The 24,594-nt window shown below is 70.2% G+C and carries 23 protein-coding genes and 2 tRNA genes; 17 read left to right on the plus strand and 8 right to left on the minus strand.

The window, feature by feature from the left end; genetic code table 11:
* Nucleotides 1–51 precede the first annotated feature (51 nt).
* The 7 genes from OHA05_RS30850 to OHA05_RS30880 are packed head-to-tail and all read left to right on the plus strand — an operon-like array spanning nt 52 to nt 6,094.
* Nucleotides 52–1,140 (plus strand): MCE family protein, encoded by a 1,089-nt coding sequence (locus OHA05_RS30850; RefSeq protein WP_328863489.1) that lies wholly within the window; start codon nt 52–54, stop codon nt 1,138–1,140.
* On the plus strand, nt 1,140–2,444 hold the full coding sequence (locus tag OHA05_RS30855; RefSeq protein ID WP_328862324.1) for an MlaD family protein: 1,305 nt from the start codon (nt 1,140–1,142) through the stop codon (nt 2,442–2,444). Before OHA05_RS30850 ends, OHA05_RS30855 begins: the two co-directional genes overlap by 1 nt.
* Nucleotides 2,437–2,970 carry a hypothetical protein gene (locus OHA05_RS30860; protein WP_328862325.1) on the plus strand — a complete coding sequence of 178 codons (534 nt, stop codon included), beginning with the start codon at nt 2,437–2,439 and terminating at the stop codon, nt 2,968–2,970. Before OHA05_RS30855 ends, OHA05_RS30860 begins: the two co-directional genes overlap by 8 nt.
* Nucleotides 2,967–3,629, plus strand: a complete 663-nt coding sequence (locus tag OHA05_RS30865) for a hypothetical protein (protein WP_328862326.1) — start codon at nt 2,967–2,969, stop codon at nt 3,627–3,629. Before OHA05_RS30860 ends, OHA05_RS30865 begins: the two co-directional genes overlap by 4 nt.
* Before the next feature lie 14 nt (nt 3,630–3,643).
* Nucleotides 3,644–4,171, plus strand: coding sequence for a hypothetical protein (locus OHA05_RS30870; protein ID WP_328862327.1), 528 nt, complete (start codon nt 3,644–3,646; stop codon nt 4,169–4,171).
* Between the two features lie 16 nt (nt 4,172–4,187).
* Nucleotides 4,188–4,910, plus strand: a complete 723-nt coding sequence (locus OHA05_RS30875) for a hypothetical protein (RefSeq protein WP_328862328.1) — start codon at nt 4,188–4,190, stop codon at nt 4,908–4,910.
* On the plus strand, nt 4,907–6,094 hold the full coding sequence (locus OHA05_RS30880; protein ID WP_328862329.1) for a lytic transglycosylase domain-containing protein: 1,188 nt from the start codon (nt 4,907–4,909) through the stop codon (nt 6,092–6,094). The genes OHA05_RS30875 and OHA05_RS30880 overlap by 4 nt, the downstream gene beginning before the upstream one ends.
* Here the strand turns inward: OHA05_RS30880 and OHA05_RS30885 are convergent.
* On the minus strand, nt 6,077–7,147 hold the full coding sequence (locus tag OHA05_RS30885) for an ATP-dependent DNA ligase (protein WP_328862330.1): 1,071 nt from the start codon (nt 7,145–7,147) through the stop codon (nt 6,077–6,079). The two genes, OHA05_RS30880 and OHA05_RS30885, sit on opposite strands and share 18 nt — an antisense overlap.
* A 52-nt stretch (nt 7,148–7,199) precedes the next feature.
* Here OHA05_RS30885 and ligD point away from each other — a divergent pair, with 52 nt between their 5' ends.
* A complete protein-coding gene (ligD, locus tag OHA05_RS30890) occupies nt 7,200–8,210 on the plus strand; it encodes a non-homologous end-joining DNA ligase (RefSeq protein WP_313942975.1) in 1,011 nt (336 codons plus the stop codon).
* Between the two features lie 123 nt (nt 8,211–8,333).
* On the opposite strand, the gene OHA05_RS30895 is transcribed toward ligD, so the two are convergent.
* Nucleotides 8,334–10,487 carry an OmpL47-type beta-barrel domain-containing protein gene (locus OHA05_RS30895; RefSeq protein WP_328863490.1) on the minus strand — a complete coding sequence of 718 codons (2,154 nt, stop codon included), beginning with the start codon at nt 10,485–10,487 and terminating at the stop codon, nt 8,334–8,336.
* A 56-nt stretch (nt 10,488–10,543) separates the two neighbouring features.
* Nucleotides 10,544–13,024: a ThuA domain-containing protein gene (locus tag OHA05_RS30900; protein WP_313942974.1), complete on the minus strand. Its 2,481-nt coding sequence runs from the start codon at nt 13,022–13,024 to the stop codon at nt 10,544–10,546.
* Between the two features lie 198 nt (nt 13,025–13,222).
* Here OHA05_RS30900 and OHA05_RS30905 point away from each other — a divergent pair, with 198 nt between their 5' ends.
* Nucleotides 13,223–14,248, plus strand: a complete 1,026-nt coding sequence (locus OHA05_RS30905) for a multicopper oxidase domain-containing protein (RefSeq protein WP_328862331.1) — start codon at nt 13,223–13,225, stop codon at nt 14,246–14,248.
* Nucleotides 14,249–14,273: 25 nt separating this feature from the next.
* Here OHA05_RS30905 and OHA05_RS30910 read toward each other — a convergent pair whose 3' ends face one another.
* Complete coding sequence (locus OHA05_RS30910; protein ID WP_328862332.1) at nt 14,274–15,143, minus strand: hypothetical protein; 870 nt, start codon at nt 15,141–15,143, stop codon at nt 14,274–14,276.
* Between the two features lie 247 nt (nt 15,144–15,390).
* On the opposite strand from OHA05_RS30910, the gene OHA05_RS30915 reads away from it, so the two are divergent.
* A complete protein-coding gene (locus OHA05_RS30915; RefSeq protein WP_313942971.1) occupies nt 15,391–16,182 on the plus strand; it encodes a VOC family protein in 792 nt (263 codons plus the stop codon).
* A gap of 108 nt (nt 16,183–16,290) precedes the next feature.
* Complete coding sequence (locus OHA05_RS30920) at nt 16,291–16,536, plus strand: WhiB family transcriptional regulator (protein ID WP_313942970.1); 246 nt, start codon at nt 16,291–16,293, stop codon at nt 16,534–16,536.
* 7 nt (nt 16,537–16,543) lie between these two features.
* Here OHA05_RS30920 and OHA05_RS30925 read toward each other — a convergent pair whose 3' ends face one another.
* The 4 genes from OHA05_RS30925 to OHA05_RS30940 all read right to left on the minus strand — a co-directional run bounded on the left by OHA05_RS30925 (nt 16,544) and on the right by OHA05_RS30940 (nt 19,349).
* On the minus strand, nt 16,544–16,966 hold the full coding sequence (locus OHA05_RS30925) for a hypothetical protein (RefSeq protein ID WP_328862333.1): 423 nt from the start codon (nt 16,964–16,966) through the stop codon (nt 16,544–16,546).
* Between the two features lie 179 nt (nt 16,967–17,145).
* Entirely contained in the window at nt 17,146–17,811 is a 666-nt protein-coding gene (locus OHA05_RS30930) for a hypothetical protein (RefSeq protein WP_328862334.1), read from the minus strand.
* A gap of 10 nt (nt 17,812–17,821) precedes the next feature.
* Nucleotides 17,822–18,991: a hypothetical protein gene (locus tag OHA05_RS30935; protein ID WP_328862335.1), complete on the minus strand. Its 1,170-nt coding sequence runs from the start codon at nt 18,989–18,991 to the stop codon at nt 17,822–17,824.
* Between the two features lie 46 nt (nt 18,992–19,037).
* A complete protein-coding gene (locus OHA05_RS30940; protein ID WP_313942966.1) occupies nt 19,038–19,349 on the minus strand; it encodes a hypothetical protein in 312 nt (103 codons plus the stop codon).
* A gap of 295 nt (nt 19,350–19,644) precedes the next feature.
* Here OHA05_RS30940 and OHA05_RS30945 point away from each other — a divergent pair, with 295 nt between their 5' ends.
* The 6 genes from OHA05_RS30945 to OHA05_RS30970 all read left to right on the plus strand — a co-directional run bounded on the left by OHA05_RS30945 (nt 19,645) and on the right by OHA05_RS30970 (nt 24,568).
* On the plus strand, nt 19,645–20,472 hold the full coding sequence (locus OHA05_RS30945; RefSeq protein WP_328862336.1) for a hypothetical protein: 828 nt from the start codon (nt 19,645–19,647) through the stop codon (nt 20,470–20,472).
* Nucleotides 20,456–21,172, plus strand: a complete 717-nt coding sequence (locus OHA05_RS30950; RefSeq protein WP_328862337.1) for a hypothetical protein — start codon at nt 20,456–20,458, stop codon at nt 21,170–21,172. The genes OHA05_RS30945 and OHA05_RS30950 overlap by 17 nt, the downstream gene beginning before the upstream one ends.
* Nucleotides 21,169–22,698 carry a hypothetical protein gene (locus OHA05_RS30955; protein WP_328862338.1) on the plus strand — a complete coding sequence of 510 codons (1,530 nt, stop codon included), beginning with the start codon at nt 21,169–21,171 and terminating at the stop codon, nt 22,696–22,698. Before OHA05_RS30950 ends, OHA05_RS30955 begins: the two co-directional genes overlap by 4 nt.
* 255 nt (nt 22,699–22,953) lie before the next feature.
* Nucleotides 22,954–24,264 carry a DUF1996 domain-containing protein gene (locus OHA05_RS30960; protein WP_313948798.1) on the plus strand — a complete coding sequence of 437 codons (1,311 nt, stop codon included), beginning with the start codon at nt 22,954–22,956 and terminating at the stop codon, nt 24,262–24,264.
* Nucleotides 24,265–24,413: 149 nt separating this feature from the next.
* Nucleotides 24,414–24,485 (plus strand) — tRNA-Glu (locus OHA05_RS30965).
* 10 nt (nt 24,486–24,495) lie between these two features.
* Nucleotides 24,496–24,568, plus strand: a tRNA-Val gene (locus OHA05_RS30970).
* Nucleotides 24,569–24,594 lie beyond the last annotated feature (26 nt).

The raw sequence follows: 24,594 nt of genomic DNA on the forward strand, positions 1-24,594 counted from the left end.
GCGTCGACCGCACTCGCCCTGGCCCTCGGGCTCACAGTATCCGGCTGCTCGATGCCGGAGCTGTCGGGCATCGAGCAGCTGCCGCTGCCCGGCGGCGCTGATCTCGGAAGCCATCCGTACGACATCACCGCGGAGTTCGAGGACGTCCTCAGCCTGGTGCCGCAGTCCGCGGTCAAGGTGAACGACGTCGCCGTCGGCCGGGTCACCGGGATCACCCTCAGCTCCCAGGACTGGTCCGCGAAGGTCACCATGCGCATCAACGGCGACGTGGAACTGCCCGCCGACGCCCACGCCCACCTGGAACAGTCCAGCCTCCTCGGTGAGAAGTACATCCAGCTCTCACCCCCGCCCGCCAGAACCCGGACGGCGGCGGGCACCCGCGCGGCGAGTCCCCTCGCGGACGGCGCGGCCATCCCGGTCGCCCGCACCAACCGCAACCCCGAGGTCGAAGAGGTCTTCGGAGCGCTGTCGCTGCTGCTCAACGGTGGCGGCATCAACCAGATCAAGACCATCGCCACCGAGCTCAACAAGGCCATCGGCGGGCGTGAACCCCAGGTCGCCTCCGTGCTCAAGCGGATCGACACCCTGGTGACCAGCCTCGACAAGAACAAGGGCAACATCACCGCCGCCCTCGACGGCGTCAACCGGCTCGCCGCCACCCTCGCGACCCGCAAGCAGCAGGTCGGCCGGGTGCTCACCGGACTGAGCCCCGGCCTGTCCGTGCTGGAACAGCAGCGCGGCTCCCTCCTCACCATGCTGCGCGCCCTCGGCACCCTCTCCGACGTCGCCGTCGACACCGTCGAACGGAGCAAGGCCGACACGATCGCCGACCTCAAGGCACTCGGGCCGACGCTGAAGGCGCTCGCGGACTCGGGGAAGGCCCTGCCCGACTCGCTCCAGGTGCTGGTGACCTATCCGTTCACCGACGAGGTCCTGCGCGGGGTGAAGGGCGACTACCTCAACGTCTATCTGAACGTGGCGGCGGTCCCCGGCACGCAGATCATCCCCGAGCTCACACCGCCGGGGGCGCAGGCAACCGTGCGGAGGGGCCGCGACGCGGGGCTCCCTCTTCCCCTTCCGCCCGTCACGACGGCACCTGCCCCGGCGGATCCCGCCACGCCCGCGGAAGGGAGCCGCTGATGCTCACCACCGCCACGCGCCTCAAGAACGTGGCCTTCCTGGTCGTCGCCGTCCTCGTGCTCGGCTTCGTCGGCATCCGCTACGCCGACCTCGGGCGGTACGCGGGACTTCAGGAGCACTACACCGTGCGCGTCCAACTCCCGCACACCGGCGGCCTCTTCACCCATTCCGACGTCACCTACCGGGGCGTGTCGGTCGGCCGGGTCGGACCCATCGAGCTGCGCGAGGACGGCGTCGAGGCCGAACTCCGTATCAAGGACTCGGCACCCCCCATCCCCGCCGACCTGGAAGCGGTCGTCGCCGGTCTGTCCGCGGTCGGCGAGCAGTACATCGACCTGCGGCCGAGGAACAACGCGGGCCCGTACCTGCGGGACGGCGCGGTCGTCGCACAGCGCGACACCCGCGTCCCCGCGCCGGTCACCGACGTCCTCACCAGCGTCGACGCCCTGGCCTCCTCCATCGACCCGGAGTCGCTGCGGACCGTCGTGGACGAGTTCGGTGCCGCGCTGAGCGGACGGGGCGACGACCTCCAGGTGCTGCTGGACAGCGGCGACGACTTCGTCCGTGCGGCCGACCGGGCGCTCCCGGTCACCACGCGGCTGATGAACGACAGCGAGACCGTGCTCCGTACGCAGACCGAGCAGGGGCAGGCCCTCAAGTCCTTTGCGACGGGGGCGAAGGAGCTCGCCGGACAGCTGAAGGGGTCCGACGCCGATCTGCGGCGCCTCATCGCCGCGGCGCCCGACGCGGCCGGCCAGATCAGCGGCCTCCTGCGCGATCTCGATCCCGCTCTCGGGGTGGTGGTCGCCAATCTGCTCACCACCTCGCAGGTCGCGGTCACCCGGCAGCGCGGCATCGAGGAACTGCTGGTCCAGCTGCCTGCCGTGGCCGCCGCTGGCTCGACCGCGATCACCGGCCAGGGAGCCCGCTTCGGTATGGCGGTGACGTTCTTCGAACCGCTGCCGTGCACCGCCGGATACGGCGGAACCACCTATCGCAACGGACTCGACACGTCACCCGCCGCGGCACTCAACACCAAGGCCCGCTGCACATCGCCGGCCGGCAGCGGAGTGAACGTCCGCGGCAGCGCGAACGCCCCCGGCGGCGGCGCGGTGCCCGACCCCGCGGTACCCGGCTCCATGCTGCCGCCGGCCGCCGGGACCGACGGAGCCGGCACGGCCCCCGCCTCGGCCGAACGCCTGCCGGGGCTGCTCGGACTGCCGTCGGTCGCCGGCACCCCGCCCGGCCTCGGCGGGCTTCTCGGACTGGAGGCGGGCGATGACCTGGAGGCGGGCGATGACTAGGACTGGGCGACGCTTCGCGGAGCAGCGCGGCCGCGTGGTGTCGGGGACGGCCGCCGTCCTCGCCGTCGTGTTCTGCGCCGTCTCCGCATGGGCGTACGGCCAAGCGCGCGGCGACGACTCCCTCGCCCACGCCACCTCGCGCGACGAGGTGCTGGCCGACGGCAAGGAGCACATCGTCCGGCTCACCAGCTTCGACGCCGAGGACCCGGCCGCGGGGCGGAGGCAGTGGCTCGACGCCTCGACCGGGCCGCTCCACGACGAGTTGAAGCGGGTGAAGGCGCGGAAGGGCGCCACCGCTCGTACCGCCCGTGCCACGGTCACCGACGCGGCGCTCACCGCCCTCGACACGCGCGCAGGTACCGCCGAACTGATCGCGACCGTCCGCGTCGAACGACCCCCCGGGGCCGGGGCTGCGGCGGGTGCCACGGCCGGCAGTGAGCGCAAACGGCTGGAGGCCGTCCTCGCTCGCACCCCGGACGGCTGGAAGGTGCAGTCCCTGAGCGCCGTCCCGGTGGGTGGCGCATGAACAGCGAAGCGGCACAGGCGGAAGCGGAAGAAGTAGCGCAAGCGACGACGGGACCGGACGCGGGCACCCACCCCGAAGCGAGACCGGAGACGGGGCCGGAGACGGGGGCGGAGGCGGAGGCGGGCACACGGTCGGCAGCGGCGCCTAAGCGCCCGCCAGGCCTCCGCCGCCGCACGCTTGCCGCCGTCGCCCTCCTGCTCGCGCTGGTGCTCGGCGGCGCCGCATTCCTGTTCGCCACGGCGCGGTTGAACGACACACCCGCCGCCCGCAACCGCGCGCTGACCGATACCGCGGCCACCACCGAGGTGATCGAGGACGTCAGCGGTGCGCTCACCCAGGTCTTCTCCTACACACCGGCCGGCACGGAGTCGACCCGGCAGGCCGCCCGCAGCCTCCTCGCCGGGAAGGCCGCCCGCCAGTACGGAGAGCTCTTCGGTCAGGTCGAGAAACGGGCGGCCGAGCAGAAGCTGACACTCACCACCCATGTCGTACGGGCCGGGGTCACCCGGCTGACCGGCCACAGCGCCCACCTCCTGGTCTTCCTCGACCAGGTCGCCGAGCGCCGCGGCAAGCCGCCGGCAACCGCCGCCGCCCAGCTGTCCGTCACCGCGGAACTGCGCGGCGGACGCTGGCAGATCGTCGACATCGCATCCCGATAGGGAGGGACTGGACCATGGCAGGGACGAGGAGGAATCCGCTGCTCGCCGCGGCGCTCGCGCTCACGGTCGTGGCGGCCGGGTTCGCGGGCTGGGGCGGCTGGTCCTGGTACTCCGCCGCACACGACGACTCCGCCGCGTACGCCAGGGAACGGGACCGGGTCCTGACCGCGGGGGAGCAGGCGGTGCTCAATCTCAACACCCTCGACCACCGGGACGTCGACGGGGGTCTCGACTCCTGGGAGGACTCGGCCACGGGCGAGCTGCGCAAGCAACTCACCGACGGGCGGAGCCAGTTCGAGAAGCAGATCCAGCAGGCCAAGACCGTCACGAGCGCCAGGGTGCTGTCCGGGGCGGTCACCGAACTCGACGACCGCGCGGGGCGAGCGAGCGTGCTCGTCGCTCTGCGGATCACCGTCACGGCCCCCACCGGCACACCCGCGCGGAAGGAGAGCCGGATGCTCGGCGAGCTCACCCGTACGCCCGAGGGCTGGAAGCTCAGCGCCCTCGGTCAGGCACCCGTCGGCAACACCGCGGCCGAGTGACGAGAGGACCCCGGACATGTCGACAACCCGCCATCTCATCAACCGCCGGAGGCGACTGGCGACCACGGGCCGCCCCGGCACCGCGCCCGGCGACACACTGACCTCCGACCGTCCCGCGACCGCGACCGCGAAGGCCGGAGCCCTGTCGCGGCTGCCGGCCGTACGCGAACGCGGCGCCGACGCACCGCAGGAGCTCGCCGACATGAAGCCGGCGGCGGCCCGCGGCAGTCGGCTGCTCGCCGTGCTGTGCGCCCTCATCGTCCTGTCGGGAGGCTTCGCCGCCTTCGCCGGTACTCAGGCGTCCGACCTGCGCGACGAGCCCGCCGTACGCAACGCAGCCCTGGCCGACACCGCGCGCACCAGCGAGCTGAAAGGCCGGGTGACGGCGGCGGTCGAGGCGCTGTTCTCCTACAACTACGCGGATTCCGGCGGCCTCGACCGGGCCGTGAAGGAGCATCTGACCGGCAAGGCCGTCGCGCAGCATGCCGCCATGCTCGCTGCCGTACGCAAGGAAGGGCCCCGCCAGAAGCTCGTCCTCACCACCACCGTCACCGAGAGCGGCGTGGAACTGATCGACGGCGACCGGGCCCGGGTGCTGGTCTTCGCCGACCAGAGCAACACCCGCACCGCGACGAAGGGCGAGACGACCTACGCCGCCGCCATGCTCGCCGTCGACGCCGTCCGCTCCGACGGCACCTGGCGCCTCGCCGCACTCGACACGTTCGGGGAGGGGTCATGAGGCGCCCGCGCGGTGCGCGCGCCCGCAAGCGACTCGCCGGAAGCGTCGCCGCGGTGGCGGCGATGGCCGCGCTGACCGCCTCCCAGGCACCGGGAACCGTTCCCGAAAAGCCGACCGGCGAGACCAACTCCGAAGCCGCGTACGGGATATGGGCCGAGCCGCCGAACGACGACTCGTACCACACCGAACTGCCGCCTCTGCGTACACCGCCCGGGCCCGTCCGGCCGGGCCGGCCGTCCGGTGGCGTCCAGACCGGCGTCGTGCGGACCGAGTCGGGCATCCCCGCGACGGTTCTCGCCGCGTATCGCCGTGCCCAGACACTCATCGCCCGCACCGATCCGGGTTGCCGTCTGCCGTGGCAACTCCTCGCGGCGATCGGCAAGGTCGAGTCCGGTCAGGCGCGCGGCGGGCGGGTGGACGCCTCGGGCACCACGCTCTCGCCGATCCTCGGCCCGGTCCTCGACGGCAACGGCTTCGCCACCATCAGGGACACCGACGGGGGCGCGTACGACGGCGACCGGCGCTACGACCGTGCGGTGGGGCCGATGCAGTTCATCCCCTCCACCTGGGCGCGCTGGGGCCAGGACGCCAACGGCGACGGACGCAGGGATCCGGGCAACATCCACGACGCGGCCCTCGCCGCCGGACGCTATCTGTGCGCCGGCGACCGCGATCTGACGGTGCCCAGGGATCTGGACCGGGCGATCCTCAGCTACAACCACTCGCGGGCGTATCTGCGCACGGTCCTGGCCTGGCTGGACTTCTACCGGTCCGGCGCCCACCCCGTCCCGGACGGCACGGGCGTCCTGCCAGGGAGCCCCGGTGCGGGCGGCAGGACTCCTGCCGTGCGTCCTGTCGGGAAGGGGAACGGGAGCGGTGGAGGCATCGTCGTCGGTCCCACGCCGACACCGGCGCCGACCGTCCGGCCCCGCCCGACTCCCGGCCGGCCTCCGGGGCCGTGGCCGCCCGGCGGTCCCACCTCGCCGCCGACCGGCTCGCCGGATCCGAGCCCCTCGCCCGATCCGACCCCGTCGCCGGATCCGAGCCCGACACCCAGCCCGACACCTTCCGAACCGTCGCCCTGCCCCTCACCCGATCCGACACCCTCGCCCCAGCCGTCGTCCCCGGAACCGTCGCCGAGCGGCAGCCCCGGCGACGATCCCTGCTCACCCCTCCCGGGGTGACAGCACCTCGGCGAGGTCGTACGACACCGGTTCCTCCAACTGGGTGTACGTGCAGGAGGCCGGTTCGCGGTCCGGCCGCCAGCGGCGGAACTGCGCCGTGTGCCGGAAGCGGTCGCCCTCCATGTGGTCGTAGGCGACCTCGACCACCCGCTCCGGTCGCACGGCCACCCATGACAGATCCTTCTTGCCCGTCCAGCGGCTCTGCGCGCCGGGCAGCCGGGCTCCCTCGTGGGCGGCCTCCTCGGCCCAGGCCGCCCACGGATGCCCCTCCGGGGATTCCATGAGCAATGGCGCCAGCTCCTCGATCAGCTCCGCGCGCCGCTGCATGGAGAAGGCGGCGCAGACGCCGACGTGCTGGAGCGCGCCCGAGTCGTCGTACAGACCGAGCAGCAGCGACCCCACGACCGGCCCGCTCTTGTGGAGCCGGTAGCCCGCGACCACGGCATCGGCCGTGCGCTCGTGCTTGATCTTGAACATCAGGCGTGCGTCGGGGCGGTACGGCACATCCAGCGGCTTGGCCACCACCCCGTCGAGCCCGGCGCCCTCGTACTGCTCGAACCACTGCTGGGCCAGCTCCACATCGGTGGTCGCGGGCGCGAGATGAACGGGTGGCGCCGCGTCCGCCAGCGCGGCGGCCAGCGTCGTGCGCCGCAGCGACAGCGGGGCGTCCAGCAGGGCCTCGTCACCCAGAGCGAGCAGATCGAAGGCCACGAAGCTCGCGGGTGTCTGCTCGGCGAGCATCCGCACCCGGGAGTCGGCCGGGTGAATGCGCTCGGTGAGCTTGTCGAAGTCCAGCCGGCCCTCATGGGCGATCACGATCTCCCCGTCCACCACACAGCGGTCGGGGAGCTGGGCCGCCAGATCGGCGGCGAGTTCCGGGAAGTAGCGGGTGAGCGGCTTGCCCGTACGGGAGCCGATCACCAGCTCGTCCCCGTCCCGGTGGACGATCGCACGGAAGCCGTCCCACTTGGCCTCGTACTGCATGCCGGGCGGGATCTTCTTCACGGACTTGGCGAGCATCGGCTTCACGGGCGGCATGACCGGCAGATCCATATCGCGATTGTCCGGTATGCGGGGGAACTCGGCACGGCCTACGCTGACGGGCATGGCCGGAGCGGTGGAACTGGAAGTGGGGGAGCGGACCGTACGCGTGTCCAATCCCGACAAGGTCTACTTCCCTGAGCACGGCTACACGAAGCTGGACATGGTCCGCTACTACCTGGCCGTCGGCGACGGCATCACCCGGGCCTTGCGGAACCGTCCCACCACCCTCGAGCGCTACCCCGACGGGGTGACCGGCGAATCGTTCTTCCAGAAGCGCGCGCCCAAATACCTGCCCGACTGGATCCCGACGGCCCACATCACCTTCCCCAGCGGCCGGTCGGCCGACGAGATGTGCCCTACGGAACCCGCGGCCGTCATCTGGGCCGCCAACCTCGGCGCCGTCACCTTCCACCCCTGGCCCGTGCGCCGTGACGACACCGACCACCCCGACGAGCTGCGCATCGACCTCGACCCGCAGCCCGGCACCGACTACGCGGACGCCGTCCGGGCCGCCCACGAGCTGCGGGCCGTGCTCGACGAGGTGGGACTGCGCGGCTGGCCCAAGACGTCCGGCGGCCGCGGCATCCATGTCTTCGTGCCGATCGAACCGCGCTGGACCTTCACCCAGGTCCGCCGGTCCGCCATCGCGGCCGGCCGGCTGCTGGAGCGCCGTATGCCCGACCGGGTGACCATCAAGTGGTGGAAGGAGGAGCGTGGCGCGCGCATCTTCGTCGACTACAACCAGACGGCGCGGGACCGCACCATCGCCTCCGCATACTCCGTACGGCCCCGGCCGCACGCACCCGTCTCCGCCCCGCTGCGCTGGGAGGAGGTCGACGACGCCAGGCCCGAGGACTTCGACATCATGACGATGCCCGGCCGGTACGCCGAGGTCGGCGACGTCCACGCCGACATGGACGACCACCGGTTCAGCCTGGAGACCCTGCTGGAGGCGGCGAACAAGGACGAGGCCGAGCACGGCCTCGGCGATCTGCCGTATCCGCCGGAGTACCCGAAGATGCCGGGCGAGCCGAAGCGGGTGCAGCCCAGCCGGGCGAAGAAGACGGAATGACGCCGCAATGACGCCGCAATGACGAGGGCCCCCTCCCGGTGTGCGGGAGGGGGCCGTTGCCGTCCACAGGAGCGTCGGGGTCAGGACACGCGCAGGGCCTGCCCTGATCCGAATGAAAGACCCCTAGAGCTCCTGGATCCGGATGTTGCGGTAGGAGATGACATCCGTCGTGCCGTGGACCTGGAGTCCGATGTAGCCCGACGCGTACCGGCGGCCGTCCGTGCCGGGGTCGTCGCCGCGCGGCGGGACGAAGTCCTGGCCGCCGGTGTTCTCGAACTCGTTGATGAGGACACCGTTGCGGAAGACCGAGTAGTGCTGGCCGACCACGCGGATCTCGTAGTCGTTCCAGGTGCCCTTCGGCGTCACACCCGCACCGGCCAGGCCGACACGGTCGAAGCCGTAGATCGAACCCGACTTGTACATGTCGCCGTCGGGCCGGTCCAGGACCTGGATCTCATGTCCGTACTTGATCGCGACCCACTCCGGGCGCGACTCCTCCGGGTTGTCGTGGACGTTCGGGAAGCGGACGAAGACACCGCCGTTGGCGTTGCCGGTGCCCGGTGCGTCGTCCCGCCACTGGAGCTTGAGCGAGAAGTCGCCGTACTGCCGCTGCGGGAACCACAGCATGCCCATGCCCGGCACGGTGGTGCTGCTGGTCATGGCGCCGTCACCGCTGAGCGAGAACGAACCGCCGCCCACGTGCTGCCACTTGCCGAACGTGCTCTGGGTGCCGTCGAACAGATCCTTGTAGCCGGTGTTCTGGCCCGGCTTGCCGATGCCGGACTGCTTGGCCGCCTTGTAGATCTTCTTGTGCTCGCGCTGGTCGATCACATTGTCGGCGAGCAGCTTGTCGACGACCTGGTCCACGTGCTTGAGGAACAGCGCGTGTGAGGACCAGTCCTTCTCGTCCTCGATCAGTTCGTTGATCGTGCACCGGCTGCGGGTCATCCGGTTGGGGATGCCCGTGTCGACCGTGCCGACGATGACGGTCAACCGCTCGTCCCACTCGGGGCAGTTGGGCGCCGGGACGCCGCCGCCCTCCGCGACCGTGAACGACACCTTCTGCGCGGCCGAGGTGTTGCCGGCCTTGTCGGTCGCCCGGTGCAGAACGGTGTGGAAGCCCACCCGGTCGACGAGCACCGGAGCGGTGTAGGCGAGGTACGCGCCTCCGTCGAGGGAGTACTCGACCTTGTCGACACCCGAGGCGCCCTCACCGGTGTCCGTCGCGGTGACGGTCACCTTGGCGCTGGTGACATACGCGCCGTCGGAGTTCTTCTCACCCGTCACCCCCGCCGAGGTCTGCGGCGGGGTCTTGTCCACGACGGGCGGCGCGACCACCGTGAACTGCACGGACTTCTCCGCGGCCGCGTTGCCGGCCTTGTCGGTCGCCTTGAAGCGGACCGTGTGGGTTCCGACGGCGTGCACCATCACGGGAGCCGTGTAGGGCTGCCAGGCGCCGGAGGCGCCGATGGCGTACTCGATGGTGTTGACGCCCGAGCCGGTGTCGGACGCGGTCACGGTGACCGTCGCCATGTCCAGGTACTGGCCCTGTTCGTTCTTCTCACCGGTCACCGTCGCCGAGGTCTCCGGCGGGGTCTTGTCGTCCGTCGGCGGGGCGACGACCGAGAAGTCGGCCGCCTTCTCCGCGGCGACGTTGCCGGCCTTGTCCGTGGCCCGGTACCGGATCTTGTGCGTACCGACCTCGTTCACGACGACCGGGTTGGTGTACGCCTGCCAGGGACCGTCGGCCCCGACCGCGTACTCGATCTTGTCCACCCCGGAGCCCGCGTCGGTCGCCGCCACCGTCACGGTGGCCTGACCGACGTACGCGCCCGCGGAGTTCTTGTCGCCGTCGACCTTCACGGTCGTCTCGGGCGCCGTGGTGTCCTCGCCGGTGCCCTCGGTGACCGTCAGGATCCCCTGCATCGAGCCGTGGCCCGGAATGGTGCAGTGGAAGAGATACCGGCCGGGGGTCAGCGTGACCTCGGCGGTGTGCTTGCCACCCTGGTCGTCATTGGGGTTGGCCAGGATGTTCAGCGGTACGTCGTTGTTGTACTCGGGGTCCGAGACGTCGAAGGTCAGCGTGTGCGGCATCCCGGTGGTGTTCCCGGTGGCCTTGCTGTTCTCGAACACGATCGTCGTCGCCCCCGCCACCGCCGTGGTGGGGAAGGAGAGATAGCGGTCGATCGGGTCACCCGCGGTCCAGGTGAGAACCTGGGCCGCCTCCCGGTCGTCGGTCTGCCCGTAGGCGGCCGCGGACATCAGTCCGACGACCATGGCCACGGACGCCAGCAGGGCCGTCCACAGGCTCGCTGTCCGGTGTCTGACGAATCTCACTGTGCCGCCTTCCGTGCCAGCTTGTCGGCGGACGGCGTCGCCTCGCCGCCCTTGTATGTCACGCGCCACAGCGCCGACTGGGCGTCGGAGGTGAAGAACCCGCGTCCGTAGTCGAGGACATAGAGCGAACCGTCGGGCGCGAACTTCCAGTCCATGAGGTTGCGGATGCCGCCGTTGCCGACCGGGATGATCTTCTTCAGGGATTCGGCGTGAACCGGGATGCCGCCCTTGCCGACCGTCTTCGGGTCGGTGAGGACCGCGTGCCGCGGCTGGTCGCCGTCGTAGAAGTCACCGACGAACCACTTGCCGTCCCAGTACGCCGGCCACTTCTCGGTACCGGTGCTCGCCGCGTCGTAGCGGTAGACCGGGCCGTTCATGGTCGCCTGGCCGCCGCCCTTGAGCCACGGCATGAGCAGCTTCTGCTCCTCCGTCTTGTAGCTCGGGATGCCGTTGGCGTTACGCGGGTAGTCCACGCCACCGCCCTGCGGCGAGTACCAGATGGTGTTGGAGGTGACGGGAGGCAGATTCACCAGGCCGTCGTTGTTCGGCGACTCGTTCTTCGGCGCGTCGCAGTTGTACCAGCCGAGCGGCTGGTTCGGGTCGGGCAGGTTGCGGTCGCGGTAGGGCTGCTTGTTGCCCATGCAGTACGGCCACCCGTGGTTGCCCGCCTTGGTGATGGCGGAGAAGGTGTCGTACTTGGCGGGGCCCCAGGTCGTCGACGGCGCGCCGGCGTCCGGGCCGACCCAGCCCGCGTACAGGGTGTCGGTCGTCTTGTCGACGAAGATGCGCGCCGGGTTGCGGACGCCCATCACATAGATCTCGCCGCGGGTCTTGCCGCCGCCCTCGTCCGGCTCCTGGCCGGTGAAGAGGTTGCCCGCGGGGAGCGTGTAGGTGCCGTCGTCCTCCGGGTGGATCCGCAGGATCTTCCCGTTGAGGTTGTTCGTGTTGCCCGCCGTGCGGCGCGCGTCGGCGAACGAGACGCCCTTGAAGTTGGGCTGCGGGTTGTTGCCCGAGTAACCGCCGCTGAAGCCGGACGAGTTGTTGTCACCCGTCGCGATGTAGAGGTTCTGCTTCGAATCCCAGGCCAGTCCGCCACCCGCGTGGCAGCAGCTGTGGATCTGCACCGGCCACTTGAGCAGGACCTTCTCACTGGCCATGTCCAGCTTGTTGGTCGCGGGGTCCAGGGTGAAGCGGGAGACCCGGCGCTCGGCCATGTGCGTCTCGCGGTTGATCTGCGAGTGCGGGGTGTAGTGCAGATAGACCCAGCCGTTGGTCCGGAAGTCGGGGTCGAGCTCGATGCCGAGCAGCCCCTCCTCGACCTTGATCAGCTCGTCGCCTCCGCCCTTGTTGCCGAAGACGGTCAGCGAACCGGCCAGGGTGACCTTCTTGGTCGCGGGGTCGTAGACGTGGATCTCGCCCTGGCCCTTGCCCATGTCGGGGTTGTTCCAGTCGGTGATGACGGGCTTGCTGGAGTCCGCACCGCCGCGCCCGATGTAGAACACGCGCCCGTCGGGAGCCGTCACCAGTCCGTGCGGCTCACCGATCTGGTCGTTCTGCCCGGGCTGGTTGGGCTGAGTGACCCGCTGCGCCGTGTAGTTGGAGGTGATCGTCGCCTTGCAGTCGGCACGCGAGATACGGCTCGTCCAGGCGAGAGCGCCGCGCAGATGGTCGCGGAAGTCGACCTCGGCGAAGCTCTCGGCCGTACCGCCCATGCCGGTGTAGAAGGAACGCCCGCCGTCGTAGTCACGGCACCACGAGATGGGGTGGTCCCAGCCGTTGGCGCCCGCCGCCGGAGTGAACGAACTCTCCTTGAGGCGCGCCACGGTGTGGACACTGCCGGAGGGATTCGTCGACCAGTTGAACCACTTGTCCGGTCGCTTCCACTGCAACGGCAGCGACGTGGTGGCCGGATGGCGACGGTCGCCGACCTCGACGACGGCCCGCTGGACCGAGCTCGCCGCACCCGCGGGACGGGCACCGATCAGTCCGGTGAACCAGTCGGAGTACGGCTCGGTCCGCGCCGCGTCATGGATACCGAGGAAGCCTCCCCCCGCCTCCAGATAGGACTCGAGCCCTGCCTCCTGCTCCGGATCGAGCACATCACCGCCTCCCGTCAGGAAGACGACGGCGTTGAACCGTCCGAGCTTGGTGGCATTGGTGAACACGGAAGCATCGTCCGTGGCCTCGGTCTTGAACCGGCCGGCCGCGGGTCCGGTGAGGCCGATGTTCTCGATGGCCGCGATACCGGCGTTGACGACCGGCGACTCCTCGGTCGCCGAGCCGTGGAAGACCAGGACCCGCACATTCTGGCCGCCGGGAGGCGACGGCAGGGACAACGTTGTCGACGGCGGTTCCGGGTACGGTTTGGCCGCCGCGACATTCCCTCCGCCCAGTAGCGACACGGTCAGTGCGCCGGCCCCAAGTACCGCGGCCAGAGCGCTTCTTCGGGACCTCGACCTGTGTGGTGTGCGCTGCATGTGGTCACCCACCCCTCTTTGGTCACAACAACAGCCTCGGAAACTAGACCTCTTTTCGTGGTTCGCCAATAGATACGACCGGAGTGGCACGAACTTTGTCCTGAGTGTGGATAAACGAAGATCACCCGGCTACCGTGTGGCCGTCCCCGGGGTCACACGCGCCCCGTCAACCTCCGCGACAGACATGGGGAGTTCGGCATGGACAGACGGAGCTTCAACAGGCGGCTCCTGGCGGGAGGCGCCGTCGCGGCCACCGGGGCGACATCGTTGTCTCTCGCCTCCGCACCGACCGCCACCAGCGCGCCGACGGCCGCGGGCGCGGCGAGAACCGCACCCGTCGGCGGCGTCGTGCGCCATATGAAGCTGTACGCCGAGAAGTTGCCGGACGGTCAGATGGGCTACGGGCTGGAGAAGGGCAAGGCGTCCATCCCCGGCCCGCTGATCGAACTCAACGAGGGCGACACGCTGCACATCGAGTTCGAGAACACCATGGACGTACCGGTCAGCCTGCACGCCCACGGTGTGGACTACGACATCTCCAACGACGGCACCAAGCTCAGCAAGAGCCATGTCGAACCGGGCGCCACACGCACCTACACCTGGCGCACGCACCTCCCGGGCAAGCGGGCGGACGGCACCTGGCGCCCCGGCAGCGCCGGTTACTGGCACTACCACGACCATGTGGTGGGCACGGACCACGGCACGGGAGGCATCCGCAAGGGGCTCTACGGCCCCGTCGTCGTGCGCCGGAAGGGCGACATCCTCCCGGACAAGCAGTTCACGATCGTCTTCAACGACATGCTGATCAACAACAAGCCGGCCAACGCGAGCCCCAACTTCCAGGCCACCGTGGGCGACCGGGTCGAGATCATCATGATCACGCACGGCGAGTTCTACCACACGTTCCATATGCACGGTCATCGCTGGGCGGACAACAGGACGGGCCTGCTGGAGGGTCCGGCGGACGTCAGCCGGGTGATCGACAACAAGATCACCGGACCGGCGGACTCCTTCGGCTTCCAGATCATCGCGGGCGAGAACGTCGGCGCCGGCGCCTGGATGTACCACTGCCATGTACAGAGCCATTCGGACATGGGCATGGCCGGGCTGTTCCTGGTGGCGAAGGCGGACGGCACGATCCCGGGGTACGAGCCGCACCACCCGACGGGCGCGAAGGGCGCGGCGAAGAAGGCCGCGGCGGAGGCGGGTGGCCACAGCCACTAGGGTCTTCCGTTCGGATCGGGCGGGCTCAGTGGCCGAGGTCCAGGACGCACCACTCGCTGTACGGCTCCGACTGCACGTACAGCCGCGGACCCCGGTTCACGAGCCGCCGCCGGCCGAGCTCACCGCCGTCGGGCAGGACGAGCGTTCCGTACGCCACCGGCTCGGCGGCGGTCTCGGTGAGCAGGCACATCACCAGGCGGGAGTGGTCGTACCCGTGGCCGCCGAGCAGGGCGAGACGGTCACCGTGGACGGCGAGACCGTGGGTGCCCTTCACCGGACCCGTGCGTACGGTGACCGGCTGCCCGTCCCGGATCTCCAGCAGACCGCTACGGGTGCCGGCCCAGGCCGTGTGCGCTCCCACGTTCAGGCTGAGGTAGTCCGCCGTGCCTACCGGCCCGGGCTGCGCCACGACCTCGCCGAGCACTCCTCCCGTGAGCGACAGTCGCCGCACGGCGGGACCCTGCGTGATCCACAGCGCGCCCGACGCATCGGTCAGCACATGGTCGACATCGCCACCGGGGTCGAGGGTCCAGGACGCCCTGCCCAGCGCGTCGAAGATCTGGATTCGGGCGGTGTCGGCGACGACGAATCCGCCGTCCGGCAGTGCGTCCAGCCGGGGGTTGCGGGCGGTCACGGCGCTCAACTCGGTGGCGTGGGCGCTGCCGCCGTCCACGGTGACGACGAGCGCGTCGTACGGAACGGCGTACGGAACGCCGTCCGACATGCCGTCCGAGGCGCCGTCCGCAGGGTTGTCCGGGGCGCTGTCCGGTGCCTCGGGACGCCCGGCGAGCAGCCAGTGCGCCCGGCCGCCGGCGTCGACCGTGCTGTGCAGCACGCGCAGCCGCGCATGGGAACGCGGGAGACGGGCGTAAGGGGTGAGAGCGGTGGCTGCCACGGTGGTGCTCCTCGGCAAGGGCTGAACGGACGGTCCGCGGGTCTCGGGGAGGTCCGGCGGCGTACGGGCCGAGGGCGGCAGCGCGGGGCGGCTACCGGGCACGGGCCTTTCTGCTCGTCATGGCCGGAATCCTGCACGAGGCCGTGACCTCGGCACAAGGGAGTTCACCTGCGCTTCGGGTGCGAAGGCCCGGGATCGGTAGCAGACTCGGGCGAGAGCACCACGGGACCCCACGAAGGAGCGCACCATGCTCACCACCCGTTTCGTCACAGGCTCCCCGAACTGGCTCGACCTCGGCACCCCGGACATCGAGGCGGCGACCGCGTTCTACGGCGGCCTGTTCGGATGGACCTTCCGGTCGGCGGGTCCCGAGGCCGGCGGTTACGGAATGTTCCAGCTGGACGGCAAGACCGCGGCCGGCGGCATGCAGGTCCCCCTGGAGCAGAGCCCGCCCGGCTGGACGGTCTATTTCCAGACGCCCGACGCGGACGCCACCGCGCGGGCGGTGCAGCAGAACGGCGGCTCGGTGATGTTCGAGCCGATGGACGTCTTCGACCTCGGCCGCATGGTGGTCTTCACCGACCCGTCGGGCGTCGGGTTCGCCGCCTGGCAGCCCGGCCGGAACAAGGGCCTGGACGTGGTGAACGACCCCGGCTCGCTGTGCTGGCTCGAACTCAACACCACCGCCCCGGACGCGGCCCTCGGCTTCTACGACAAGGTCTTCGGCTGGGAGACCACGTCGATGCCGTTCCCCGACGGCAGCGGCATGTACACCATGATCAACCCGGCGGGCGAGGGCGCGGAAGCGATGTTCGGCGGCCTGGTCCCGGTCCCGGCGGACGCCCCGGAGACGGAGGGCCCGTACTGGCTCCCGTACTTCGAGGTCGAGGACTGCGACGCGGCGGTGGCGAAGGCGGAACGACTGGGCGGCCGGGTCACGATGCCGGTGGTCGAAGCGGAGGGAGTGGGCCGCTTCGCGAGCCTGACGGACCCGGCGGGCGCGAGGTTCGCGCTGATGCAGGCGGCGGCGCAGGAGTAGTCGCGGCGGGATGGTCGCGGGTGGGCCGGGGTCGGGCTCGCGGTTGCCTCCGGGGCGTGTTGATGGGTCGTTGATCCGGTGTTTATCGGCACGGGAGAGCGTGTGCGCATGCCGATCAACACCATCACCGATGACGAACTCTCCTGGCAGGAGACAGCACTCTGCGCGCAGACGGGCCCGGACTTCTTCTTCCCGGCCCCGGGCTCGTCGACGCGAGAGGCGAAACAGCTGTGCAGGGCGTGTGAGGGCCGGGTGGCGTGCCTGGAGTACGCGCTGGCGCATGACGAGAAGTTCGGGGTGTGGGGTGGGCTGTCGGAGAAGGAGCGGTACCGGTTGAAGCGGAGCCGGGGCTAGGGGGCGATCAGAACCACCGCCGTACGTACCGCCCGTCCCTCGCCAGCCCGGCCCGCTCGGCGACGGCGTCGGCCGGCGGAAGCTGCGGGTCCCTGTCCCAGAGGGCGGTGGAGACGACGCGGAGGGGGGCGTGGCCACCGACGGGCGACACGACACCACCGGAGTGAGGGTCACCGGCGAACCAGATGACGCCGGGGTGCGGGTCGCGCTTGTGCTGGAGGTTGTGGCGGTAGGGAGTGGTGTGCAGTGTCACCTCATGACCCGGCGCGACGGTCACCACGACGACGAAATCTCTCCTCTGGCCGCGAGGCGGATAGCTACACGGGTACTCCTGCCAGACGTACGACTGGAGGATGCGGGCGATCCGGGGAGTGCACAGCAGAGCCGCTGCCGAGGCGAGCACGAGAAGCGGGCAAAGCAGCAGAACCACGATGAAAAGCGGGATCGCCCTGTCCGGAAGTGAGAGTTCCGCAGTGCTCCATACGAGAACGGCCGGCAGACAGAGGAAGGCCGCGAGCCACATCCGACGCCTGAGCATCAATCTGCGGTAGCCGACGGCGGTCGGCGGGTGCTCGAAGGCAGGAGCGGTCGTCGGTACAGACGAGGGCGTCACTGCATTGCCTCCCAGAGCCGGCTCTGACGTGGGCCAGGCAACTGTGGAGTTGGATCTGTGAAGCTGATGGTCTGTCCGATTCCCCTCAAGATTTCGGTGTACTCCTCTGCGTGATCGAGCGCTGTGGTGGTCAAATCAATGACGAGGACGTCAGAGCCGGTAGGACGGGCGACTCCCAACCGTGCCTGGAAAACTGCCGCGTCACCGGTCTGGACTCCCGCAAGAGTCAAGATGTCCACCGGCGCGTTCGACAGGAGGCACGACACGAGTGCAGCTGGAGTGCCGCAAGGGAGATCCAGGAGCTCCCGATGCACAACTGAACCCATGGGCTTGAGTACCAATTGGAGCGCGCAGTGAGCGGCTGCCAAGGTGGCGGTCGGAGCCCTGGTCGGAATGTTGGAGAGGGTCAGCACTGACGTCGTGACCTCCGCGTCATCACCCCTGTGAAGTCCGAAGGAAACGTGCAGAGTCCCCTGGTCTTGGAGATCACTCAAGAGGCCTAGTAGCACCTCGGACTCCCGCATCCGCTGATCGCGCAGAGGCGGATCGGGACAGACGACTGCAAGGTCCTCGATCACTTGATCGCGCAGTGCGGGCAAGGCCTCCGGAGCAATGTCGATGAAGCCGGGAGGGAGACGGAACCAGCAGGGTGGGATGTCCACGACACAGCTCCTAACGTGTCAGTTGAGTCCAGGTCCGGGCTGCGTTGACGCCTGCTCCAGGACCGTCAGATGCTGCGATGCGAGCCCCGTCGATTCCAGTTGCGGTGTTCCTGACTCGCTCGTCGTCCTCAGCAGGGGTGAGGCCAACCCCAGCGGTGATTACCGCGCTGCCTGCGAGGCCCGTCTGCAAGGGTTTTTCAACGTCCGGGCTGGTTCGGCGGACCACCCACTCCAGGACGGGCTTGGGCGCTTCGTCGGCTTCACGCATGGCAACGCTCGAATCAGCGCCGAAGGCGCGAGCGCTGTTCCGGAACGTTGTGGAGGCGCTGTCTCCAGCCGCGATGCTTGATCGACTCACTGCGGTCACGCCCTTAGCCCCCTGAGCGACAGCACCAACGCCGGGCAGCGCGCCAAGGGCGTCCCCGCCGAGAGTGACGGCACTGGACCAGAATTGACCGTTGAACTTGCCTTGTGTGAAACCGGCCTTCAGCGCAGAGCTGTGCTTTGGATCGCTGGCATGCGAGACCAGTGCGGCGAGACTCAGACCTGCTGCAGCGAAGAGCAGCGGCACGGTCACCGGTGCCGCCGCAAAGATGGCCAAGAGCGCGACCGATGCCGAGAGCAGGCTCAGAACGTCACCGAGATTGTCGTCGAGCCAGTCCGCGGCCCTACTCAACACCCCCGGCTTCTTCGGCGCCAACCGCTCCGTCGCCTCGTTCAACCCCTTCGCAATCCGCCCCGCCTCCGCCCCATGCGCCTCCTCCAGCTCCCGCGCCAGCTTCCGGACCGACGCGAGCGCCTCCCGCGCCTTCGTCACCGACTCCGCCGCCGCCCGCAGCTCCGGTTCCGGCGTCGACGCGGCCGCTCGCAGCAGGTCGTGGTGCGCCTCCGCCTTCGTGATCGTCGCCGTGTCCAGCTTCGCCTGGGTGTCGTAGCGGCGGGCCGTCGCCTGGTAGCTCACCAGGTCGTCGTGCCAGCGGCCCAGTTGCTTCGCCGCCTTCGAGACCGACCTGTGCGCGTTCTTCAGATACCTCGGCAGTTCACCGTCGATCGCGGCGCGGAACGCGTCCGCCGCCTCGCCGCGCCAGAACGAGCTCTGGCCGAGCAGCTCGCTGACCAGACGGTGCGCCGTGCCCAGGGCCTCCGCCGAGGAGGTGAGTTTCGTCTGGAGCGTGGACACCGCCGACGGGTTTCCCGGAACCGGGTTCCATCCCAGGTGCGGGTAGTCAGGCGCGGGGGTCACCGACGTGCACCGCCTTGAAGGCCGCCACGATCGCGCGGTTCACCTGGACGTAGCCCTGGTGGCTGAGCCGCACACCGTCGTTGACCGACCTGATCCGCCCGTTCAGTTGCTCCGCGCCGTACTTCCAACGCCGCTGGAACCCGTCGCACGCCTCGTCGAGTTCCTTGGTGCCCAACTGGTCCGCCCGTACATGCTCCAGTGCCCCTCTTGCCTCGGCGAGCGACGTCAGCGAGCGGTCCAGGGCACGTGAGAACCGGCCCAACTGGTCGGTGTCCACCTGAAGATCCACATCCATGGCCGACCACCCTGGCAGATCATCGCCCGAATCGGATAAACCGTGTCACTCCGACAGGTGGTGCGGCCCGGAGCACTGAGGGCGCGCAAGCGGCGTGCGTGAATCAATCGTGCGCGCTAGTGCGCCCCCTTGGAACTCCACGACCGGAACACCCCTTCGTCAACGCGCCCCTACGTTGGTACTCCGCCCGGTGGGGCCTGGGGCCGCGAGGAGTCGCCCCGGGGAGCCGGGCGCTGTGTGCGCCGACGGTATGGGGATACCGGCTCGGCGCCGTACCAACCATTGGGGGGAATCCATGGTGACGATCCGACGCAGAACGCACCGGTCGGCGGCCTTGCTCGCCGCGCTGTGCCTGTGCTCCCTGGCGACGTTGACGGCATGCGGTGACGGCGGTGACGGCGGCGACGCATCGGACACGGAGACAACGGCCAGTACGTCCGAGACGGCGCCGGCCACCGCTACGCCGGACGAGGACACTTCCACGCCGACGGAGAGCGAGAGCGACAGCACAGAACCGGACGAGGAGACCACGGAGGCGGAGGACGACACCATCGACACCATCGACACCACCGACACCGGTGACGAGGGGACGGAGTCCGACGAATCGAGCAGCTCGTCCGACGCACCGCACGGCACCTGGACCGGCAACGCGAGGATCAGCGTCGATTTCGAGGACCCCGGGTGCGCCGCCTCGTCGCAGACGTACAGCTTGCCCGCGACGCTGATCATCGACGATCCGGCAGGCTCGGAGAGCAACGACTTCCACCTCTCCTGGGCCAGTGACAGCCAGAGTGCGGCGGGCGCCTTCGGGGTGACCTCCGCGCTCAGCGGGACCGACACCACGGACGGCGAGTCGGTGGAGACCGGCTACTGGTCGCTCACCGACGACGGGGGCGGGGACATCTCCGGGAGCCTGACGGACACGGGCGGTTCGCAGGGGCTCGCGCTCAATCTGGTCTTCGTGCCCAAGCCCCTGTTCCCGTGCAGCGGGTACACCCCGTTCGCGTACTCGATGGCCGAAGGCACCACGCTGGAAGGCACCCTGACCGAGGACTCCGCCTCGCTGACGCTGAGCGGCACGACGAGTGACGGGACGAGGAGCTTCCGTGTCGAGTGGTCCTGACCCGCGGCTGCCGTCCGCCGAGGAGTCCGCCGCGGCCGTCCTGGACGCGTGGTCCCTCCGTATCGCGTCGGCGGCGGCCCCGCACGAGGCCGACTTCGCCCCGCACACCGCCCGCGTCTATGCCGCGGGCGGCCGCGGCCGGCGGGTGCTGCTCCGTTCCGCACCCTCCACGCCCGGCGGCTCCGGCGGTGAACTCGTCGCCGCACTACCGCTGTTGTGGGACGCGCTCGCCACGTCGTACCGGCTGCTGGAGTCCGCCCTCGGGTCACCGGCCGTCGGCAACGCGGTGTCGGGGGCCGCGCTGCTCCTCGCCATGAAGAGACGCGAGGCGCCGCCCGAGGATCCGGCGGCGCCGACACAGCCCGCGCCGGCGGACCCCGCCCTGTCGTCCGGCCCGCAGCCGACCCCCGAAGCCCGCCCGGACACTCCCGCGGCTCCCGAACTCGCGCGCCTCGTCGATGCCGTGGTCCGCGTTTCCGCGCTTCTCCAAGGGCGCGGCGTGAGCCGTCAGGAGGCCGACCGGGCTGCGGCGGAAGCGGTGGCCGCGCTGTACGAGGGCCACGACGACGGCGCCCTCGCCTTCCTCGGCCTGCTGACCGGAGGCGACCCGCCCGCCGGCCCCGGTGGCCGCCGGGGACCGGCCGTCTCCTTTCCGCGCAGGCTGGCCGGCTGGTGGCGAGGCCGTACGGAGGAGGCATGAAGCGCGCCCGCGCCGAGACCCCGGCCTGCGATTTCGCGGCCGGACTCACCGACGGACCGATCGACGCCACCGACGGATCGGCCGACGCCGGGGACGGACCGATCGACGTCACCGACGGATCGGCCGGCGCCCCGGACGGACCGATCGAGGCCACCGACGGACCGATCGACGCCGCCGTCGGACTCGCGTCGCCTCCACCGCCGTGGCTGTGGCTCGCTCTCGTCATGTACCTCTACGAGCTGCCCTCGACCGCCGAATGGTGGCACGAGCAGGTCACCTGGCTCTGGACCTCCGAGGTGTTCGGCCCCGAGGTCGTCGGGGGTGCCGCCTTCGCGGCGCTGCGTGTCACCACGATCAGCCAGGCCATGCCGACGCTCATCGTGCTGGCCGGCCTCGCGACCGTCCTGCTGCCGCACATCCGCGGCCGCTGGACGGAATGGCGTCACGCGCTCGTCGACGCCCGCGGAGACGCCCGCGGAGTCGAGGCGCCAGGTGCGGAGGAGACGTGCCGCGAGATCCAGGAACTGCTCGATCGGTATGCGCCGGGGGCCGTCCTCATGGTGTCGCTCACCGGCGGCGGCCCGCCCATCCGGGTGTACGCGCGGGGCTGGCGGACACGGCGGGTCGCCGCGTCCCTCGGGTACATCGGCATGTGGCACAGCCATCCCCGGCGGGCCCGCGCGTTGCTCGCGCACGAGGCGGCTCACCTCACCCGCGGCGAATACCTCATCACCGGGCTCGGCAGCCCGTTCACCACGATGGTCACGGCTTGGCCCGTGGTGTTCCTCGCGCTCGGGGTGGGCCCGCTGATCTGGCTCGCCATCGCACACCACCCCTCCGGCTCGCTGATGAGTGCCCAGGTGCTCACCGTGATGGTCAAGCTGCCGCAGATGCTGATCGTGCCCGTGGCCGCCCTCTGGTGCATCGAACTGGCCGCGGACCGGTACGCCGTGGAGGCTGCGGGGCGCCGCACCGTCGCGGAGGCGCTCCGGGCAGCCCACGAGCGCGAGTCCCGGATCCGGCGGGCGGGCTCCGTACTGCACCACCCGCCACGGTGGTTGAGGCGCTGGTTCCTCGCGCGGGCCCACCGGCCCTCCGCGCCGCTGCTCCTGCTGATGGCCGGTCCGCTGGCCCTGCTCGTACAGGCCGTGGTGGTCACCGCCTTCGCCGTGCCCAGTCTGATCCTCGCGGGCGATCCGGCCCGGAACGCCGTGGCGAGCAGCCTGGATCTCGCGCACCGCAACCTGCTGCCCGTACCGCTGTGGACCGCGATTCTGGTGATCCTGCTGGTGTGGCCGACCGTGGAAGGTTTCTGGCCGCGGTTGTGGGGTGCACCCCGGCCCTCCGGGCCCGGGCCGTCCGGTGTCCGCCGTCCACGCCTGCATCTCGTGGCCGCGCTGCTGCCGGCCACCGTCCTTGCGGCGGCTCTGCTGCCGCACAGCGGTGCGCTCGAACGCGACCCAGTGCTGCGGCCTGTGCCGGCCTCCGCGGCCCAGAACGACGACTCTCAAACCTCTGCCCCGTGACGATTCTGAAAAAATGTTCGGGATCTCTTGAGTCGAATCGCCGCCGTCTCCGTATCTGACGGCGTTGCGCTCCGATGTCCGCTCGGCGGGTGAGGGCACGGACCGACTTGGCAGAGTGGCAGCCGGTCCCCGGCGTATGAGCAACCAGAAAGGGACGGACTTGTGAGGAACAGACAGAGACACAAGCGGTCCAGATGGATCGGCGTCACGATCGCCGGTGTGGCAGCACTGGCCGTGGGCGGCGGGGCTGTGCTGATGACGAACAACAGCGCGTCGGCGTCGCGGGAATCCGCGAGCCAGCAGGCGGCCGCGCAGGCGACGATGACGCTCAACTGCCCCGATGTCTCTGCCCGTCTGACGGACGTGCCGCAGGAGGCGCGGCCCGCCGTGGACACCGAACTCGCCAAGCTGGACACCCAGGTCGCGGACGCCTACGGGCAACTCGCCACCGGCGCGAAGACGGACAAGGAGTGGGTACGCACCAGCGTGCTGGACCCGCTGTCTTCCGAGCGGCGTCAGTCGCTCGACCGCATCGGCGCCGAGATCGGCAAGGTCGCCCAGCGGCCCGCCGGACTGGACTCGCTGGCGGCCTGCACGGTACGCAAGGAAGAGGCGGCCCCCGCCGTCGCGGCCGCGAACGGCTCGGCGGCCCCGAGCGCACCCGCGGCAGGCGGCCAGGCGCAGAACGCCCCCAGCCGTGCGGACTTCGTGGACATCCGCAAGGTGCGGCCCAACGTCGTCACGCCGCGTCAGAAGGCCAACGCCTCCAAGGGCACCTTCTCGTCGCGCTGCGGGCGCAACGAGAACAAGCACTTCAACCCCGACAACGTCATCGTGGCACCGGGTGTGAGCAACGGCGCCCACCACATGCACGACTACGTCGGCAACCTCGAGACCGACGCGTTCTCCACCAACGACGACCTCGCCGGGGCCGGGACGACCTGCACCAACGGCGACCGCTCCACCCACTACTGGCCGGTCCTGCGTCTGCGCAACGGCAAGAACGAGGCCGACGCGAACCTCCCGGGCGGAGGCCAGGACGGCAACGTCGGCCGCATCCTCCAGCCCGCCTCCGTGCAGCTGACCTTCCGCGGCAGCCCGGTCGGCAAGGTCGCCGAGATGCCCACCTTCCTGCGCATCATCACGGGTGACGCCAAGGCCTTCGTCAACGGCACGGCCAACGCCAACGCCTCCTGGAGCTGCACCGGCTTCGAGAACCGGCAGCTGAAGGACAAGTACCCGCTGTGCCCGAGGGGCAGCAACGTCGTGCGGACGTTCAACTTCCAGAGCTGCTGGGACGGCGCGAACATCGACAGCGCCAACCACCGCACCCATGTGGCCTTCGCCCAGGCCAACGGAGCGTGCCCGCAGGGCTTCCGCGCGATCCCGCAGCTCGTGCAGAGGATCACCTACAAGGTGACACCCGGATCGGTCTTCGCGGTCGACAGCTTCCCCGAGCAGCTGCACAAGCCGGTCACGGACCACGGCGACTTCATCAATGTGATGTCCAAGTCGCTGATGAAGAAGGCGGTGAGCTGCATCAACGGCGGCCGCAAGTGCGGCTGAGCAACTGACGCGTGGTGCCGCGGTGACCCGGGGAGGGTTCGCTGCGGCACCACTGTTTCGTACGGCCGGTGGGCGCGGCCCCGCCGGCTCACCCCGGCCACCCGCCCCGGTGAGCCATGGCCGGGGGCCCGATAGGATCCCCGCAATGTCCGGCCGTAGCGCAGAGGCAGGCGCACCGCCTTCTCAGGGCGGACACGCCGGTTCGAATCCGGCCGGCCGGACAGGCCGGACGGTCCCGTAGCGCAGAGGCAGGCGCAACGACCCCACACGGTCGGTCACGCCGGTTCGAATCCGGCCGGGACCACGCACAGAACGACGGGGGACGGGGCG

Source organism: Streptomyces sp. NBC_00306, assembly GCF_036169555.1.
GTDB lineage: Bacteria > Actinomycetota > Actinomycetes > Streptomycetales > Streptomycetaceae > Streptomyces > Streptomyces achmelvichensis.